14 protein-coding genes, 3 tRNA genes and 1 pseudogene are annotated in these 17,721 nt (G+C 41.8%); 11 read left to right on the top strand and 7 right to left on the bottom strand.

Going from position 1 to position 17,721, the window contains the following annotated elements; genetic code table 11:
- Positions 1-617 precede the first annotated feature (617 nt).
- Together rarD and AABS66_RS05710 are read right to left on the bottom strand one after the other, a co-directional pair.
- The gene (rarD, locus tag AABS66_RS05705; protein WP_206083128.1) at positions 618-1,511 is read right to left on the bottom strand and encodes an EamA family transporter RarD; all 894 of its coding nucleotides are present in this window, start codon (positions 1,509-1,511) and stop codon (positions 618-620) included.
- 169 nt (positions 1,512-1,680) lie between these two features.
- Positions 1,681-2,151, bottom strand: coding sequence for a thioesterase family protein (locus AABS66_RS05710; RefSeq protein WP_206083130.1), 471 nt, complete (start codon positions 2,149-2,151; stop codon positions 1,681-1,683).
- 156 nt (positions 2,152-2,307) lie between these two features.
- Here AABS66_RS05710 and pldA point away from each other — a divergent pair, with 156 nt between their 5' ends.
- The 5 genes from pldA to AABS66_RS05735 all read left to right on the top strand — a co-directional run bounded on the left by pldA (position 2,308) and on the right by AABS66_RS05735 (position 8,033).
- A complete protein-coding gene (pldA, locus tag AABS66_RS05715) occupies positions 2,308-3,201 on the top strand; it encodes a phospholipase A (protein ID WP_430224690.1) in 894 nt (297 codons plus the stop codon).
- 112 nt (positions 3,202-3,313) lie between these two features.
- The gene (gene recQ, locus AABS66_RS05720) at positions 3,314-5,140 is read left to right on the top strand and encodes an ATP-dependent DNA helicase RecQ (RefSeq protein ID WP_272539547.1); all 1,827 of its coding nucleotides are present in this window, start codon (positions 3,314-3,316) and stop codon (positions 5,138-5,140) included.
- Between the two features lie 19 nt (positions 5,141-5,159).
- Positions 5,160-6,155 (top strand): lysophospholipase L2, encoded by a 996-nt coding sequence (gene pldB / locus AABS66_RS05725; protein ID WP_206083136.1) that lies wholly within the window; start codon positions 5,160-5,162, stop codon positions 6,153-6,155.
- A gap of 13 nt (positions 6,156-6,168) precedes the next feature.
- On the top strand, positions 6,169-6,978 hold the full coding sequence (gene yigL, locus AABS66_RS05730; RefSeq protein WP_206083138.1) for a sugar/pyridoxal phosphate phosphatase YigL: 810 nt from the start codon (positions 6,169-6,171) through the stop codon (positions 6,976-6,978).
- A gap of 251 nt (positions 6,979-7,229) precedes the next feature.
- Entirely contained in the window at positions 7,230-8,033 is an 804-nt protein-coding gene (locus tag AABS66_RS05735; protein WP_206083140.1) for a tetratricopeptide repeat protein, read from the top strand.
- Between the two features lie 10 nt (positions 8,034-8,043).
- On the opposite strand, the gene AABS66_RS05740 is transcribed toward AABS66_RS05735, so the two are convergent.
- From AABS66_RS05740 to rsgA, 4 genes are all read right to left on the bottom strand, one after another.
- The gene (locus AABS66_RS05740) at positions 8,044-8,373 is read right to left on the bottom strand and encodes a hypothetical protein (RefSeq protein WP_206083142.1); all 330 of its coding nucleotides are present in this window, start codon (positions 8,371-8,373) and stop codon (positions 8,044-8,046) included.
- An 8-nt stretch (positions 8,374-8,381) separates the two neighbouring features.
- A complete protein-coding gene (gene mscM / locus AABS66_RS05745) occupies positions 8,382-11,723 on the bottom strand; it encodes a miniconductance mechanosensitive channel MscM (RefSeq protein ID WP_206083144.1) in 3,342 nt (1,113 codons plus the stop codon).
- 33 nt (positions 11,724-11,756) lie between these two features.
- A complete protein-coding gene (asd, locus tag AABS66_RS05750) occupies positions 11,757-12,653 on the bottom strand; it encodes an archaetidylserine decarboxylase (protein WP_206083146.1) in 897 nt (298 codons plus the stop codon).
- 181 nt (positions 12,654-12,834) lie between these two features.
- Positions 12,835-13,887: a small ribosomal subunit biogenesis GTPase RsgA gene (gene rsgA / locus AABS66_RS05755; RefSeq protein ID WP_206083148.1), complete on the bottom strand. Its 1,053-nt coding sequence runs from the start codon at positions 13,885-13,887 to the stop codon at positions 12,835-12,837.
- A 104-nt stretch (positions 13,888-13,991) separates the two neighbouring features.
- Between rsgA and orn the strand changes: the two genes are divergently transcribed.
- The 6 genes and pseudogenes from orn to AABS66_RS05785 all read left to right on the top strand — a co-directional run bounded on the left by orn (position 13,992) and on the right by AABS66_RS05785 (position 15,732).
- On the top strand, positions 13,992-14,537 hold the full coding sequence (gene orn / locus AABS66_RS05760) for an oligoribonuclease (RefSeq protein ID WP_206083149.1): 546 nt from the start codon (positions 13,992-13,994) through the stop codon (positions 14,535-14,537).
- A gap of 127 nt (positions 14,538-14,664) precedes the next feature.
- Positions 14,665-14,919 carry a type II toxin-antitoxin system RelB/DinJ family antitoxin gene (locus AABS66_RS05765; protein WP_430224691.1) on the top strand — a complete coding sequence of 85 codons (255 nt, stop codon included), beginning with the start codon at positions 14,665-14,667 and terminating at the stop codon, positions 14,917-14,919.
- Positions 14,909-15,198 (top strand): annotated as a pseudogene (locus AABS66_RS05770) (type II toxin-antitoxin system RelE family toxin). Before AABS66_RS05765 ends, AABS66_RS05770 begins: the two are co-directional and overlap by 11 nt.
- 224 nt (positions 15,199-15,422) lie before the next feature.
- Positions 15,423-15,498 (top strand) — tRNA-Gly (locus AABS66_RS05775).
- Positions 15,499-15,538: 40 nt separating this feature from the next.
- Positions 15,539-15,614, top strand: a tRNA-Gly gene (locus AABS66_RS05780).
- A gap of 42 nt (positions 15,615-15,656) precedes the next feature.
- A tRNA-Gly gene (locus AABS66_RS05785) sits at positions 15,657-15,732 on the top strand.
- 691 nt (positions 15,733-16,423) lie between these two features.
- Here AABS66_RS05785 and queG read toward each other — a convergent pair.
- Positions 16,424-17,605, bottom strand: coding sequence for a tRNA epoxyqueuosine(34) reductase QueG (queG, locus tag AABS66_RS05790; protein WP_206083151.1), 1,182 nt, complete (start codon positions 17,603-17,605; stop codon positions 16,424-16,426).
- Positions 17,606-17,721: the final 116 nt, after the last annotated feature.

A 17,721-nucleotide genomic window follows, 5' to 3' on the forward strand; every position in this document is an offset into this window, starting at 1 on the left:
CGAATTATTTAGAGCCTTACCGCTACATGATTGTATTAAATTAAATTTTAGAGCCGGCTGTATTCAATTTCAGAAAACCTCGCACCAGGACATCTTAAATTGAATGTCATCGTGCGCACTTTAATGAAACGTCAGTGATGAATCGGACCATCACCATCCGCTGGGGTGAATACAAACGGCGTACAATATAATTACCAAGTTCCTATTAAGCAATCATTAATTGAAAAAAATAAACAACTACTTTTATTTCAATAAGTTGTTTAGTAGATGAGATATTAATTGAAGTGAATTTAAGATAAGTTAAATAATTATCATTTTAAGAAGAAAATCAAGCTTAATTAGTCGGGTCTAACTATTTGATTTTTATGTCATATTGTTGGTTACGGAAGAGAGGTAAGGATATTTAATGATAATTAATCTATTTTATTTACGGTTATTTAAAAATAAAAGACATAGGACATTGAAAATTAAATTCATGAAATCTCTTTCATTAATTAAATTAATTGTTTTGGTTCCATATAATGAAACACCAACACCGATTTAAATATAAAACGGACGCTGGTGTTTGAGTTTAGGGCTAATGAACAGCTAATTGAGATACAAAAATACAATAAGCGTTATTTTTTTCTCAGTTTTTGTTGAGTATATAATGCATCTAATGTAAATAAAATTAATGCAACCCAGATAAAACCAAAGGTGATTAGCAACTCAGATGTCATGACTTCGCCATACATAAACACTGCCAATAAGAACATAATACTTGGCCCCATGTATTGGAAGAAGCCTAATGTTGATAGTCTTAAATGATTAGCCGCTTCAGTAAATAACAGTAATGGCACCGTAGTAATAACCCCAGCAGCAATTAATAATGCATTGAGATGCCAATCATTCATTGCCATATTGCTAGTCGGACTGTCTGCAAAGAATAACAGGAAGATAATGCCGACAGGGAGTAACCAAAGTGTTTCAAAGGTCATTCCAATTTGTGCATCAACCCCTAATTTTTTACGTAATAATCCATAAGTTGCGAAGGTTACAGCAAGACTTAAGCCAATCACGGGAACAGAACCGAATTGCCACAATTGGATTAAAACGCCAGTTAAAGCGAGACCTACGGCTATCCATTGCATGCGGCGGAAACGTTCTTGTAGAAATAGCATCCCAAATAAGACGTTAACGAGCGGGTTAATAAAATAGCCAAGGCTGGCTTGTAGCATATGACCATTATTGACAGCCCAAATATAGATCAGCCAGTTACAGGCAATCGTGGTTGCGGTAACACCTAAAATTAATATTTTCTTTGGTTGCTTGATAACTTGGCGTAGATAACTCCAGTGCCGTGTTACAGTTAATAACAAAAGCATAAAGAAAAATGACCAAATAATACGATGAGTCAGGATTTCTTCTGCGGGCACTTCTTGGATGCTTTTAAAATAAATAGGGGCGACACCCCAAATAAAATAGGCGCCTAAGGCACATAACACGCCTTTGGTAGTATTTTGCTGGCTCATTGTTGGCTCTGAAATTGAATTAAAGACAAAAAAGAAACTTATACAGAGATAACGAGCCGTAGATTATGCAGATCATGCGGCTCGATTTTTGATGCTTCTAATGTGACATTGCTCATGTTTTTTTACAAGCTATTAGTTTACTAGGTAACTAATTATTTACAAGATTGGTTTATCCTACGAGATAAGTTGCCGTTGCCGTTGCAATATGTTGATTATTTTCATTATGTAATTCACAACGCGTGACAGCAATCTTATTACCATCCCGCAATAAGCTTGCACTCGCTGTAAATACCTCTCCGCGACCTGGGCGCAAATAATCGACACGTAAATCAATGGTGCCCATGCGAGACATTTTATCGACAATTTCAGAATGAGTGAGCGGATTAATGCGCTGTAAAATGCGGTTAATGCACACCATCCCGCCAGCAACATCCAAAATAGAAGCAATCACGCCACCATGTAGAATATTTTGCGTAAAATTGCCGATCAACTCTTGGCGATTCTCAATGGTGAGTTGAACAAAATCATCGTTAATGTGTGCCAGTTTAATACCGATTAGCTGATTAAAAGGCATTTTATAGATAAATGCGTGGCTCATTAGCTCACTGGCTTCTTCTAAAGAATAAGTACGGTCATTCATCGGTTTCATCCCTTAAATAACATGTAAATAGAACGTTAACATTATGTATTAACTATGTCTCTAACAAACATATGAATAATCTTTCAACAGCAAAGCAGTTTTGTGTGTAAAATAGGACAAACTTTATTTTTATGACACTGAAAATAGGAATGACTAATGCGCGCTTTACCGATGTTGATAAGTGCAGTGCTCTGTTTTTGGTCTGCTTCACTGTTTGCTACTGAAAATACGGATGTTCAAGCTGATCAGAATATAAAGGATAACACGCCAATTCGCGGTAGCATTATTTCTGGTTTATTGCAAAATTATGATAATCCATTTGTTTTGTATCCTTATGAATCTAATTACATTATTTATACCTATACCTCTTCGATGAATAAAAACGCAATCTCCAGTTATAACTGGGGTGATGATGCGTTAAAGGATGAAGTTAAATTTCAATTAAGCTTAGCATTTCCACTTTGGGCGGGTATTGCTGGGGATGACTCTATTTTAGCGGTTTCGTATACTCAGCGTTCTTGGTGGCAGCTGAGTAATAAACAAGAATCCTCCCCTTTTAGGGAAACTAATTACGAGCCCCAAGTATTTGTCGGTTGGTTAACTGATTATCAATTTGCAGGCTGGACCCTACGTGAATTTGAAACGGGTTTTAACCATGAATCCAATGGTCGCTCTGACCCTACATCCCGCAGTTGGAACCGTATTTATGCACGAGCCATGGCGCAAAATGGAAATTGGCAGGTTGATCTCAAACCGTGGTATCGCATTCATGAAAGTGAAGGCAGTGATGATAACTCAGACATCACAAAATACATGGGATATTACCGTGTAAAAGTCGGCTATGCGTTGGGGGACAGTGCCTTTACTACTACTGGTCGTTATAATTGGAATACAGGGTATGGTGGTGCAGAATTAGGTTGGAGTTATCCAATCAGTAAACATGTGCGATTTTATACCCAGTTATTTAGCGGTTATGGTGAGTCAATGATAGACTACAATTATCGCCAAACACGTTTTGGTATTGGTGTTATGCTAAACGATATGATGTAGTTTAGATTCCCCATCGCCCCATATTATCTGACAAGGCTAAATTGCCGTGTCATAAACCAACAATTTCGCTGCTCACATGGGCAGCGACTTGTTTTAGAAATAGAGGAAGTTTGTGTCCACTGCTTGTGTCATTAACCAACTTTCACTGGCTGAAAACGTGCTTAATAGCACGTTTGGTTATCAGTCATTTCGTCCAGGCCAAGATGCGGTCATCGGTGCTATTTTAGATAACCGTGATTGTTTAGTATTAATGCCAACGGGTGGTGGAAAGTCCTTGTGTTATCAAGTCCCTGCGCTTGTAAAGCAAGGCGTGACATTGGTGGTTTCACCGCTTATTTCCTTGATGAAAGATCAGGTTGACCAACTACGTTTGCATGGTGTGAATGCGGCCTGTTTAAACTCATCTCAAACTCCGTTAGAACAGCGTCAAATCATGGAGTTATGCAGCAGTGGTGAGATCAAATTGTTGTATGTTGCCCCTGAGCGGCTATTAACTGATTATTTTCTCAATCAGCTTTCAAGCTGGGACATCACGTTATTAGCGGTGGATGAAGCTCACTGCATTTCTCAATGGGGACATGATTTTCGGCCTGAATATCGTGCATTAGGGCAGTTGCGCCAAGCGTTACCCAATGTGCCTGTTATGGCACTAACCGCAACGGCCGATGAAACCACACGAACCGATATTATCCGCTTATTGGAACTCCATGATCCACTCGTTCATATCAGTAGTTTTGATAGGCCGAATATCCGTTACACCTTGGTCGAAAAATATAAGCCTTTAGATCAGCTTTGGTTTTTCATTAAAGGCCAAAAAGGCAAAGCAGGTATTGTTTATTGTAATAGCCGTAGCAAAGTGGAAGAAACCGCGGAACGTTTGCAAAAACGTGGATTAAGTGTTGCAGCTTACCATGCAGGGTTAGATAGCCAACAGCGTGAGTGGGTACAGGATGCATTTTTAAAAGATAATTTACAGATTGTCGTTGCGACAGTTGCATTTGGTATGGGGATAAACAAATCAAATGTCCGTTTTGTGGCGCACTTTGATATCCCACGTAATATCGAGGCTTACTACCAAGAGACTGGGCGAGCAGGGCGCGATGGTGTTGAAGCTGAAGCTGTCTTATTTTATGACCCTGCGGATATGGCGTGGCTGCGTCGTTGTCTTGAAGAAAAACCCGCAGGCATGCAACAGGATATTGAACGGCACAAACTTAATGCCATTGCTGCCTTTGCTGAAGCGCAAACTTGTCGTCGCTTAGTTCTACTTAACTACTTTGGCGAAAACCGTCAGCAGCCTTGTGGTAACTGTGATATTTGTTTAGACCCACCAAAGCAATACGATGGGTTAATTGATGCTCAAAAAGCACTTTCTTGCATTTATCGTGTTGGTCAGCGCTTTGGTATCGGCTATATTGTTGAAGTATTGCGCGGGGCAAATAACCAACGCATTCGTGATTTAGGCCATGATAAATTACCTGTTTATGGTATCGGCAAAGAGCAAAGCAATGAACATTGGATAAGTGTGATCCGTCAATTGATCCACTTAGGGATGATCACTCAAAACATTACTCATTTTTCCGCGCTGCAGTTAACGGAAGCGGCAAGGCCCATTTTACGCGGGGAATCTGCGTTACAGCTTGCCGTACCACGGGTTTTAGTCACAAAAAGCCGTAATCAGCAAAACAAAGTTTACCATGGCAACTATGATAAGAAGCTGTTTGCCAAACTGCGAAAATTACGTAAGTCGATAGCAGATGAGGACAATATCCCGCCATTTGTAGTTTTTAACGATGCTACATTAATCGAAATGGCAGAACATGTTCCGACAACTTCCGCAGAATTGTTGCTAATTAATGGTGTTGGTGAACGCAAACTGGAGCGTTTTGGCGAGTCGTTTATGACTCTCATCCGAGACCACCTTGAAGGTTATGAATGAATAAATAAGGAACTGTAGGATGACGCCTGAAAGCCTAAAAAAGCGCTGGTTAACGCGAGAAACTCAGTTTTCAGCTTTTGCGAATGGTCCGCTTTTAGACTTCTGGCAGCGTCGTGAAGAACTGCATTTTCAGGGCGTCGATGATATTCCTATCCACTATGTTCGTTTTATTCATCCGAAGCATCATAAAGCTATTGTCATTTCTCCTGGTCGTAGTGAAAGCTACATGAAATACCCTGAAGTGGCGTATGATTTTTATCACTTAGGTTATGATGTTTTTATTCTTGATCATCGTGGGCAGGGGCGCTCGGGGCGCATGTTAGCGGATCCCCAAAAAGGCCATGTCGAAAAATTTACTGATTATATCGATGATTTTGAAAAGTTTATTGAGTTAGAAGTCAGATATCGCCACTACCTGAAGTGTTATGCATTGGCGCACTCAATGGGGAGTGCCATTTTAGCGGGTTATTTGCTGCGGGACCATGTGACCTTTGATGCAGCCGCGTTATGTGCACCAATGATTGGTATCAATTTACCGATGCCACGTTGGATGGCCAGTTTTATCGTTGATAGAGCCGAATCACGTGAGAGTGTCCGTAATGATTACGCCGCTTCAACAGGCAAGTGGCAACCTTTACCGTATTTAATCAACGTATTAACCCATAGTTCAGAGCGTTATCGGCGCTATTTACGTTACTATGCGGACTACCCTGAATTGCGACTTGGTGGCCCCACATACCACTGGTTGCGTGAAAGTTTTGCGATTGGTGATGCGCTAATTGCAAAAGCGGGAGAAATTGATGTACCACTGATGGTGTTAGAAGCAAGTGAAGAAAAAGTGGTCAGCAATAAAGAGCTACAAGCTTTTTGTCAAAGTCGGCAAAAAGCGCAAATAGGACGAGAAGAAAAATTACCCCTCATTATCGAAGGGGCTCACCATGAAATCCTATTTGAAGTGGATGCATTAAGGGCCATGGCACTCAATGCTATCTGTGATTTTTTTGACCAGTATTAGTTAGGGTTCGAATATGAAATATCCGTTAGTGGCTTCCGATTTGGATGGGACACTGTTATCGCCCAACCATGATTTAACGTCTTATACTAAAGACACCTTAAAACAACTCATTACAACACAAGATGTCCGTTTTGTGTTTGCAACGGGTCGCCATCATGTGGATGTTGCACAAATCCGTGATGGGTTAGGCATTGATGCCTATATGATTACCTCGAATGGGGCAAGGATCCATAATACCAATGGGGATTTAATTTTTGAGCATAATGTGGATGCTGAAATTGCGCATGAACTTTGTTTGATGGAATTTGATAATCCAGAACTTATCACCAATTATTATCACGGTGATGACTGGTTTATTAACCGAGAAAGCCCTGAACAAAAAGAATTTTTTAAAGAGTCAGTTTTTAATTACCAGTTATTTGATCGCCATGACTTTGCAACATCTGAAGTTTGCAAAGTCTATTTCACGAGTGAAGATCACGATTTGCTGGTGGATTTACAGCAGCGCATTCAAAACCGTTGGCAAGACCGCGTGAATGTCACGTTTTCTCTACGCAGTTGCTTGGAAGTCATGGCGGGAGCGGTTTCTAAGGGAGAGGCTCTCAAGCAGGTTGCGGCGCTGCATGGCTTAATGGCCAATGACAGTATTGCATTTGGCGATGGCATGAATGACAAAGAGATGCTGACTGTCGCAGGAAAAGGCTGCATTATGCAAAATGCCCATCAATTACTTAAAGATGCCTTACCACAAATGGAGGTCATTGGTTCAAATGCGGATGACGCCGTTGCACGTTATTTAAGACATCAATACCTTAATCAGTAACAATCTATTTTTATGATATAAATAAGCCAGATAGACCCCATGTTTGTCTGGTTTTTTTGTATTTCTGGATTAAAAATCAGAATAACCCGTGTGTTATGCAGCGAAACGTGCTTTTTGTGAAAATTAGGTCACTTTTCCTATTTTTTCCTACTTAAACTGAATTTACACTAGGGGAATGGGTGTTTGAGTCGATATTAATGGATAGCACTGTGTTCACAGTTAGCAGATTGCACTGTTGAGGGTTCCTTAGGATGAAAAAAGTTGCGTTAGCACTGTTGTTGGGTTCTGTTTGTTTTAGTTCTGTTTTAACGGCTAAGCCTGTTGTTGCTCCGACAGCGGCTTCATCAACACAGCAGCCTACCCTTGAGCAAATTACACAGTTAGCGCAAAAAGGTGACCCAAACGCTCAATTTCAACTGGGTGAACGTTATTTCAAAGGCCAAGGTGTTTCCCAAGACTCTAAAATTGCTGCTGAGTGGTTTATTAAGGCTGGAAACCAAGGTAACTCTGATGCTCAGTTTCGGCTAGGTACCATGTTTGTGAATGGTTTTGGCGTTCGCCGCGACTATGACAAAGCGATGCTGTGGTATGAACAAGCTGCAGATAACGGCGACACACGTGCAGAAACCAATATGGCAATGATGTATGCGCAAGGCCTTGGTGTGACGCAGAATTTAGAAAAAGCGGCATTTTGGTTTAGAAAGGCAGCACAAGGTGGAAATGTGATCGCACAATTCCATATTGGTCAAATGTATTCAATTGGTAGTGGTGTTGATTTAGATGATGAAAAAGCCGTGTTCTGGTTTCGCAAAGCGGCTAAACAGCAAGATGCTAAATCTCAAGACCGCCTTGGCGTGATGTATTCTGAAGGTCGAGGTGTGAAAAAAAACCTATCGCAAGCTTATGCTTGGCTGTCAACCGCGGTGTATAGCGGTAATGCGGAAAGCCATCGCCTACAAAATAAAATCGCCGCTCAATTAAGCTCAGCGGAACTGGAGCAAGCACAAAAACTGGCAGAAGGTTATATCAAGTCTTACGGGCATAAAGCGGGTTAATTCTTATTGATTAGCGGGAGAACAACTGGGCTCCCGCCATGATGATTATGGACACAATAAGGTAGCCCCAACTCAATCGGTAAAAGCGGTTATATCCCCACCCACGTCGGATCTCTAGTTGCAATGGCTTTGATGAAAGCTTGGCTGCAAGCATTCGAAATACCCCAATATAAACCAGGCAATAGATTTGCCAGAGATAGAGAGTGTTGAAAGCGAATGCCTTTCCAATAATTAATAAGATAATTAATGGGATCAAAAAGAAGAGAATCGACCCAACCCGTTCGAGTTGAGTGATCCGCAATATAATACCTTCGTCTTTATCATTTAAACCTTGCGCCATAATACGGTTTACAGCTCACCAGATTTACGTGAAGGATTACGCGCAGAAAGGTTGTTAGTTGCACTTTGCAGCGAGTTATCGCGTACATCCACCCTTGCTTGGAATGGTGGAAACGGCAAGGTAATGCCTTGTTCTGCGAAGGAAGCCAAGATATTTTGATGAATTTCATGGCGAGCGGGTAAACGGTGCCCCATTTCTGCTGCATACACCCGCAATTCAAATATTTGAATACCTTGTTGCAAATCAACCAAATAAACCTCAGGAGCTGGGTTGTCTAAGATCATTGTGGAGCGTTTTGCCGCACGCAAAATTGTATTGGTGACTAGTTCGCTATTTGCATCAGATGGCGCAGGGATAGTCATCACGATACGAGTGACGGTGTCGGAGAGCGACCAGTTGATAAACTGCTCAGTGATAAAGGCTTTATTTGGCACGATGATTTCTTTTCTATCCCAGTCCGTTAAGGTCGTCGCACGGGTGTTGATCTTGGTAATGCTACCCGTTAAGTTGCGGATTGTAACGGTATCGCCAATACGGATAGGCTTTTCGAATAGGATCATCAAACCTGAAATAATATTGGCGAAGATCTCTTGTAAACCAAAACCAAGCCCAACCCCCATCGCAGCAACTAACCATTGCAGTTTTGACCATTCGATCCCTAACATTGAGAAACCAACAATCGTGCCAATGATCGTAATGGTGTATTTCGTCAGTGTGCTAATGGCGTAGCCAGTACCTGGTGTTAAGTCCAAATGCTGTAATACGGCTAATTCAAGCAATGCAGGCAGGTTTCTTACCAACTGTGCGGTGACAATAATCGTTAAAATCGCAATAAAAATGGATCCCATCGTAATCGGCTGCACGGTGTCCACACCGTTGACAGTGGAGGTCACATCCCAGAGGCGAATATTTTCAAGGAAAGAAAACGCCGTATGCAATTCAGACCACAGCCAAATTAAGGAAACCAAGGCTATCATGGTTAAAATTGAGCGCACTAGGCCAACAGATTGGGTACTAATAGTATCAAGGTCGATAACCTGTTCCTCGATATCAATATTCCCTTCGCTACTGCCGCTTGATTGCGCATTATCGTCTTCCCCTTTTGCTCGTTGTGCGAGGATTTCAGCACGGCGCTGTTTCGCACGTTCAAAGGCCAGTTTACGGCGCTGCATCGACATCCAACGGCGAATGGTGTGATAGACAATTAAAATCACAAACCAAATCGCTACAGAGGTTTCTAAGCGAGCAAGTAACGCTTGTGATGTGGAGAAATAGCCGAGGATAGAGAAAAATGCCGCCACAATTGGGGCAAGCAAGATCATCCACCATAGGCCTTTATTAACAACATTATCCCCTGAACTGTGCCTATCCAAATAGAGTGGGATCTGAGAACGGCGTAAGTTATTGGTGATTAAGCTTAAAGCGATACAGAGGAAAATAAAGCAGAAACGGCCGACACTGGCAGCGAACTCGCGGTCGCTATAGTGTTCGAAGGTAATAATTGACATAACCAATGGAACAATGACAAATATCGCCATACGGTAATAACGCATCGCCCGTTTTACCGCGTCTTTATCCCAGCCAAAATGCGCAATAAATAAACCTGTTGGACGAGAGAACGTTTCACTGATCATAAATAGCCATAATAGCGGTGTGGTCGCGCTGACACCATAACCAATGGCGGCTGCCATCGGATATTGCCATGCGCTCTGTAGCCCATAACCAATAGCAGACCACATCATGGGTAATGGCAGAGCCACGATAATTGACCAAAAGATAGTTCTGATAGTCAAATAAAAGCGGTCTTGCGTCACTTTACCGATACGTAAACTGGAGCGATCAAGAAAGGCTTGATAATGCTTGCGTGTACTTACGCTGAAGATAACCAAAATGATAGAACCCAAAAGATACAAAAAGGTATCTTGCGTGGTGAGCATCACATTTAGTGCACCAGCGACTTGGGAAAGCGTATCCAGTGATAGCAACTGTGTAATATCAGTAACTAATAAGACTGGATATTTAATATTAATAGGGGGGACATCAGCCACCCAGAATAGATAGCGGTTTGAGGCATCTTTGACTTCTTTAAGCGCATCAGTGAGCTGCCCTGTAGCCACATTGAGCTTAGTCAGTTCCAACATTTCGGCATCAAGGCCTGAAATCAATGAGGTAAGGAGCTCTCGGCGAGTTTTGATCAGCGATTGATATACTTGAACTTGCGCTGGGTTGAGGGCATGTTCAGTTTCTTGCTCGGTGGTATCAATTTTACCTAATCTATCAAGGGCATCTTCGTAATTTAAGCGCTGAACACGTAAATCTGCCATTTCGCGGTCTAGCTGTTGGCTTTTGGGAATATCTGGCAAGCGAGATAATTGTGTTCTTAGAGCTTCACCAAGGGTACTTGAACTGCTGATCCACTGAGCTTGCTCACGGATTGTTGTCAGCGCTTGGCGTGCATCGCGAATGCTGGTGGACATTTCGGTTTGACTGGTATTAATCGCACTCATACGTTGAGCTTGCTGAGTCAGCTCCTGAGACATCTTGCGGTTAATATCTAATTCTTCTTTTAAGAAGGGGGTCAGCTCTCCTTGAGCAGCCAACATTTCCGTGTGTTCTAGCGCCAAAATTGCTTTTTGCTGGCGCTGAGTATTCTGGAAATCACGTAGGTTTTGTAGCTCAAGTTCCATGCGTTGATAGCGTTTTTTATACAGCTCCAACGTCAGGCGTGAAATTTCTTGGCGGTTATTGGCGGAAAGCTGCGCCATTTCCAGTTCGTTTACTGTAGATTTGCGAGCACTTACTTCGGCTTGAGCCAAGGTATATTGGGCATCAGCTAAAGGTGTTGATGCAGTACTTAACGACTGGAAGCGGGATGTTGCTTCCGTGAGTAAGCGCCTTGCTTCAGACAATTGTTGAGGCAAAATGCTCAATGATTCACTGATTTCACGGCCTTTATCTTGTTCCTGCTGTGTTAAACGGCTTTGATCTAGTAATTGGCTACTTAGTTGGATAATGCGTTGCTCAAGTTCACTTAAGCTAATTCCAACAGGGATAGGGGCAGGTTCATCGTTTTCATTAAGTAATTTTTGGCGTATTTCTTTGATAATTTTAGGGAAGTTATCAATGGCTTCTTGGTAAGACTTTACTTTGGCATCGGAATCGCGGGTTTCGCTCATCCAATTGAGCGCACCTTGCAATGCTTGCGCAATTTCCGCGTCTTTTGGGTTAGTACTCGATTCAAGTTGTTTGAGCTCCTGCTTAATCTGTGCCTCATCCTGCGATGCTATGGGCGCCGCAACAGAAGAAAAAGCGATTAACAAGCTAAGTACAAAACTGATAATCAAACGCACAGTGAGGAGCTCCTTCAAGGACATAACCGTAAATTAAACGCCGACAGATTCGTTATGAGTCTCAACCGAAACCGTCTCGGCGAGTAATTCACCCATGCGTGTTGCATAGCCTGGGATGAGTGATGAATTAAAGGTCACTTTGTTTGGTTCAAACAAGTTAATGACGGTAGAACCTAACTTAAACAGGCCCATTTCTTCCCCTTTTTTCAGGAAAACAGCGCCTTCAGAATTTAATTCAGGGTAAACCCAACGTTTGATTACGCCTTCACGGCAGGTATTTACACAACCACTCCAAACCGTTTCAATGCTACCCACAATAGTGGCACCGACTAAAATTTGCACCATCAGACCAACAGGGGTATCAAAGACACAAATTAAGCGCTCATTACGGGCAAACAGGTTTGGGACGTTTTGTGCCGTTAATGGATTTACAGAGAATAAATCACCCGGAACATAAATCATCTCTTTAAGTAAGCCATCGCAAGGCATGTGGACGCGATGATAGTCACTTGGCGAAAGATAAGTGGTAATGAATTCACCGCCACGAAAACGCTCTGCTAATTGGTGTTGACCTGCCAGTAAGGCTTCAACGGTATAGTTATGGCCTTTTGCTTGGAAAATTTGGTCATCATGAATAGAACCTAATTGGCTCACTGCGCCGTCAGCTGGCTGTGCTAGTTGGTTGTCTTTTTCAACAATTGGGCGAGCGTCTTCTTTGAGTAGACGAATAAAGAAGTCATTAAAGGTTGCGTATGCGGTGAGTTCGCTTTTTTGCGCTTCATTCATATTCACTTTATAGGCTTTAGCAAATAGTTTAATTGCCCATTGCGTCATAAACCCAGCATTGCGACTTGCAAACCAGCCTGCAAATTCAGTAAGGCATTGTTTTGGAAGCATATATTGCAAGCGAATTTTAATTTTGTCTAGCACGTTAACCTCTGATTTTTAAAGGTATGTTAGCGAAAAGGCCGCTATTGTACACAGTTTACTCGTTGTATTTCAAACTGTCGCGTTAGGGGCTAATACCCAGCGATAGCTTGAACTATTTAGCGCAAATTAGCGTCAATTAGAGCAAAGAATTGAGTAATAAAATTGTAAGTACTTACTAACTTTATTTCTCTTTTCCAGTGAAATTGCCGCGCGGCTTCACTTGTTCCATGCTTTCTAAGATGCGATGGTAATTTTCAAAGCGCGATTCTGCAATTTTGTTTGTTTCTACGGCTTCACGTAACAAACAACCTGGGTCATCTAAATGTTTACAGTCACGGAATTTACAACCGCCAAGGTAATCTTTAAATTCGACAAATCCTTTCGTCACTTGTTCCGTGGTTAAATGCCACAAACCAAATTCACGAACGCCAGGGGAGTCAATCACATCGCCACCGAGTGGGAAGTGGTATAAGCGGGCAGTCGTTGTGGTATGTTGCCCCAGACCTGAGTTATCTGAAACATCGTTAACTAAAATGGTTTCTTCGTTATGCGGGAGCAATGCATTGAGTAGGCTGGACTTACCGACACCTGATTGACCCACAAATACTGAAACTTTCCCTGCTAGCGCGTTAGTAAGTGCTTCCATTCCTTCATTAGTATGGCTGGAGACTTCTAACACTTGGTAGCCAATTTCGCTGTAAATTGTCATCAAGTCGCTCACCCACTCACGGTTTTCGTCATCAAGTAGGTCAACTTTGTTAAGGACGATAATCGGTTGAATGCCAATTGTTTCGCAGGCGACAAGATAGCGGTCGATAATATTGAGCGAAAGTTCTGGCAAAATTGCAGAAACAACGACAATTTGGTCGATGTTTGCAGCGATTGGTTTCAAACCATCGTAATAATCAGGGCGAGTAAGTACAGAGTGGCGCTCATGAACAGCTTCGACAATGCCATTAACCTTGATCTCAGTTTGTGTATTCAACGCAGGGCGCCACACCACGTTATCCCCTGTGACGAGGGATGAAATAGTTCTGCGCAAATTACAGCGTTGAATGGTGCCGTCGTTCGCTTCAATATCAGCATGTTGCCCAAAGCGGCTAATGACTAAGCCTTCTTGTGCTTCACCTAATTGGCTATCATCGATTTCAACTGTTTTTTGTTTTTTCAGTCTTTTTTGATGATTTTCTTGAACTCGGCGCTGTTGGCCTTTCGAAAGTTTCTGTTTAGCCACCTGTCCTCTCTTCACTATTGGCTGTCGTTGGAATATCACTCACGCATTAAGGCATGAAGAGTGCTATCATACCCTAACTTCACAGAATGCAGTTAGGGTATATCATGCAAAAGAATGAGAATAATTTAATTTGGATCGATTTAGAAATGACTGGCCTCGATCCCGTTCGTGATCGCATTATTGAAATTGCGACCATTGTAACAGATAGCCATCTTAATATTTTAGCAGAAGGCCCTGTGATTGCAGTTCATCAGACGGATGAGCAACTGGCTCTGATGGACGAATGGAATGTGAATACGCATACAGGAAGCGGTTTAGTTGAACGTGTACGTAAAAGCACAGTAAGCGAACGTGAAGCTGAGCTAGCCACGATTGAGTTTCTTGAGAAATGGGTGCCTAAAGGTGCATCGCCAATTTGTGGTAACAGCGTTGGGCAAGATAGACGCTTCTTATTTAGTTATATGCCTGAATTAGAAAGTTATTTTCATTATCGTTATTTAGATGTGAGCACATTGAAAGAACTTGCTCGTCGTTGGAAGCCTGAAATTTTAACGGGTTTTTCGAAGAAAAATACCCACCAAGCGCTTGATGATATTCGCGAATCAGTCGCTGAGCTGGCTTATTATCGAGAAACATTTATCAAAGAATAAATGTTGAATTAACGAAGGTGCCGCCCTTGAGGCGGCTTTTTTTGTCTTTAAATATGATACTGCATTACACATTGCATTACATTTGTCATTACATCACCCTAACAGTAGATCCTGAAAGGAAATTATGATGAGTACTATACAAATTAGAGTTGATGAACAGCTAAAAAAAGATGCGTATCAAGCATTTAATAAATTAAACTTTTCCCCATCCGAAGCGCTAAGGCTATTTCTCCGTTATGTTGCAGAGAATGAAAAGCTTCCGTTTTCTGAGGTTTCTATTGTTGTGAGTGAGGCGGATGAAGATGAGGATATTTTAGCTGTTGTGCGTAATCGTTTAAAAAAACCAGCTAAACGAATAAGAGTGAATATTGATGATATTTGATATTGCATTTGATGGTGTGCTTTAAGGGAATGGAAAAAGCTTGATTGCAGTATCTGAGAACAATTTAAAAAGAAGTTAAAAAAATTACAATTAAACCCTTACATAGAATCTTTGCGGTTACACGGAGAGTTATCGAATTGCTATAAAATCAAATTAAGGGCATCAGGGGTTCGCCTTGTGTACCAAGTTATCGATGATGAAATTGTTATTTTTGTTGTCGCAGTTGGTAAAAGTGAAAATGAAAAGGTTTATAAATCTGCGACCCATAGGCTGATATAAATATTATCGTTGAGTAAGTTACCAATGTTAATGTATTGAAATCAGGTTTTTACAACGTGTGTTGATAAAATCACCATTGTGACTATTTTGTCGACAAACGAACAAAAAAATAAAAATTTTGAGTGCAAAGGCTTGCTAGTCTCTGAATTTTTCGTATAATGCGCTCCCCGTACCGATGAAGTTTTTGTAATAATATCGGCGCGGAAAACATCCAGAAATGGTATGCGGGAATAGCTCAGTTGGTAGAGCACGACCTTGCCAAGGTCGGGGTCGCGAGTTCGAGTCTCGTTTCCCGCTCCAAGCTTTCTTGATGTTTTAGCTAAAGCACTATTTTCGTGATGCGGGAATAGCTCAGTTGGTAGAGCACGACCTTGCCAAGGTCGGGGTCGCGAGTTCGAGTCTCGTTTCCCGCTCCAAACTTTCTTAGTGTTTTAGTCAAATTGCAGTACCCACCAAATGCGGGAATAGCTCAGTTGGTAGAGCACGACCTTGCCAAGGTCGGGGTCGCGAGTTCGAGTCTCGTTTCCCGCTCCAATCTCTTGTTTATATCATCTAAATTTTTTCTTTGTAATTTTAATCCAAATGATATTTTAGTATTAAAGCATTAAGTGGAATTACTAATTTCATCTAACGGTTTTTTGTACGTAATTTTATTGTTGGTACCCTTGCTAAGCTAGGATCCACACGCCTTCGCCGATCTTTCTTGGATCTAATTTGGATTTTTGCTTGCATTCAACTTCGGGTCACCATAGAATAGCCACCCCTCAGTAATAGGGCATTCTAAAGGTATTTATGTCCTTAAGGTAAAAGTTTAAATAATAAACAAAAATGTGTTTTTTATTTAACTCAGGCAAATTTTCGTTTTAACCTAGTTTTTTGGCAACTTTTTTCGAGTAGTTAACGTAAAATCAGCATTTTTCTTCACAATTCAGTATCAAAAAGTTATCCACAGCTTGTTGAGTTGCGACCCATCTATATGCCAATTTGAAATAACTTATTGCACAGAGTTATCCACAGGCTAACTTCACTATTCTTTTCTTACTGTCAGGTAAAGATAATCAGAACTCTTATCTGTAACTCATTGATTTATAGTCGATGAATTTATTTTTTGAAAATGTGCTAAGCACAACTTGCAAATTCTTTACCTATTGTCTGCAAAGCGATTTTTTATTTTATTCACATCGATTTGACAATTATAGATTTCGGTTATATAGCAGGCCTTTTTTTAGGCGTCGCGAGGTAAACCTTTAGTAATCGCCCGTACAAGGCGTTTTTGTTGTGAAGTTTGAATTGTCACTTGGTTCTCAAGACGTCGGCTAAGCTGTTGTTGTATAGACCAATGAAAGTGCTCGTCTAACATTTCATTGATCCCCAACCTATTTTGTAATGCAAGCACAATACTATCTTGATAAGGCGCATTGCCCAGTGCGACACTGATGTTTCTTAACCATTTAATATAACCAATGCGACGAATGGCAGACCCTTCCGTTACCTTCAAAAACCTGTCTTCATCCCACGAAAATAATTCAAGAAGCTCTGGCGTATGCAGCGCTTGCCTTGGGCTAAAATCTTCTTCGTCAGTCAGCTGTGAAAAACGGTTCCATGGACAAATTAGCTGGCAATCATCACAACCATAAATTCGATTTCCCATTAATGGGCGAAATTCTTCAGGTATCGCGCTATCAAGTTCAATTGTTAAATAGGAAATACAGCGTCTTGCATCAACAGTATAAGGCTCAACAATGGCGCCTGTTGGGCAGGTTGTCATACAGGCAACGCAGCGGCCGCAGTCATCTTCAATGGGTTTATCGACAGGAACAGGTAGGTTGATCAGCAGTTCTCCAAGGAAAAACCACGAGCCTGCTTCACGATTTAATACCAATGAGTGCTTTCCAGTCCACCCTAGGCCAGCTTTAACGGCAAGAGGCCGCTCTAAGATAGGTGCAGAGTCAACAAATGGACGAAAATTAAGATCCTCAACGGTTGTACCATCCGCAAGGAGCGCCCCATCAAATTCACGGCAGTAAGCTAAAATACGATCTGCAAGGGCTTTTAAGCGTTTTTTTAATAGCTTATGATAGTCGCGACCAAGGGCGTAGCGGCTAACATACCCGAGCTCAGGGTTATTCAGTGTGCTGGCAAACGCCGCTTTGGCAGGCAAATAGTTCATGCGAACACTGATGGCCCGTAAAGTGCCAGGATGGAGCTCATGGGGACGTGCCCGCATCATTCCGTGGCGGTTCATCCATTCCATTTCACCGTGGTATTGCTTGTCGAGCCATGCCTGCAGTTTGGGTTCTTCCGCGGACAGGTCAGTATCGCAGATCCCCACCTGTTGGAAGCCTGCTTCAATGCCCCATTGTTTGATAAGTTGAGCGAGAAGGTTGAGATCGAGAAATGCTGCCATCAGATCCTGTCACAGTAAAATAAAACGGCTGGCACTCTACCATGGAAGCGGTTTTTTCTCAAAATTGATGAAAAGAGTGCCTTTCGGTGTTCAGATCTATTATAAGATATTTCTGA

Origin of the sequence: Providencia sp. SP181 (assembly GCF_050446505.1) — a bacterium.
In the GTDB taxonomy this organism is placed as follows: Bacteria; Pseudomonadota; Gammaproteobacteria; order Enterobacterales; family Enterobacteriaceae; genus Providencia; species Providencia vermicola.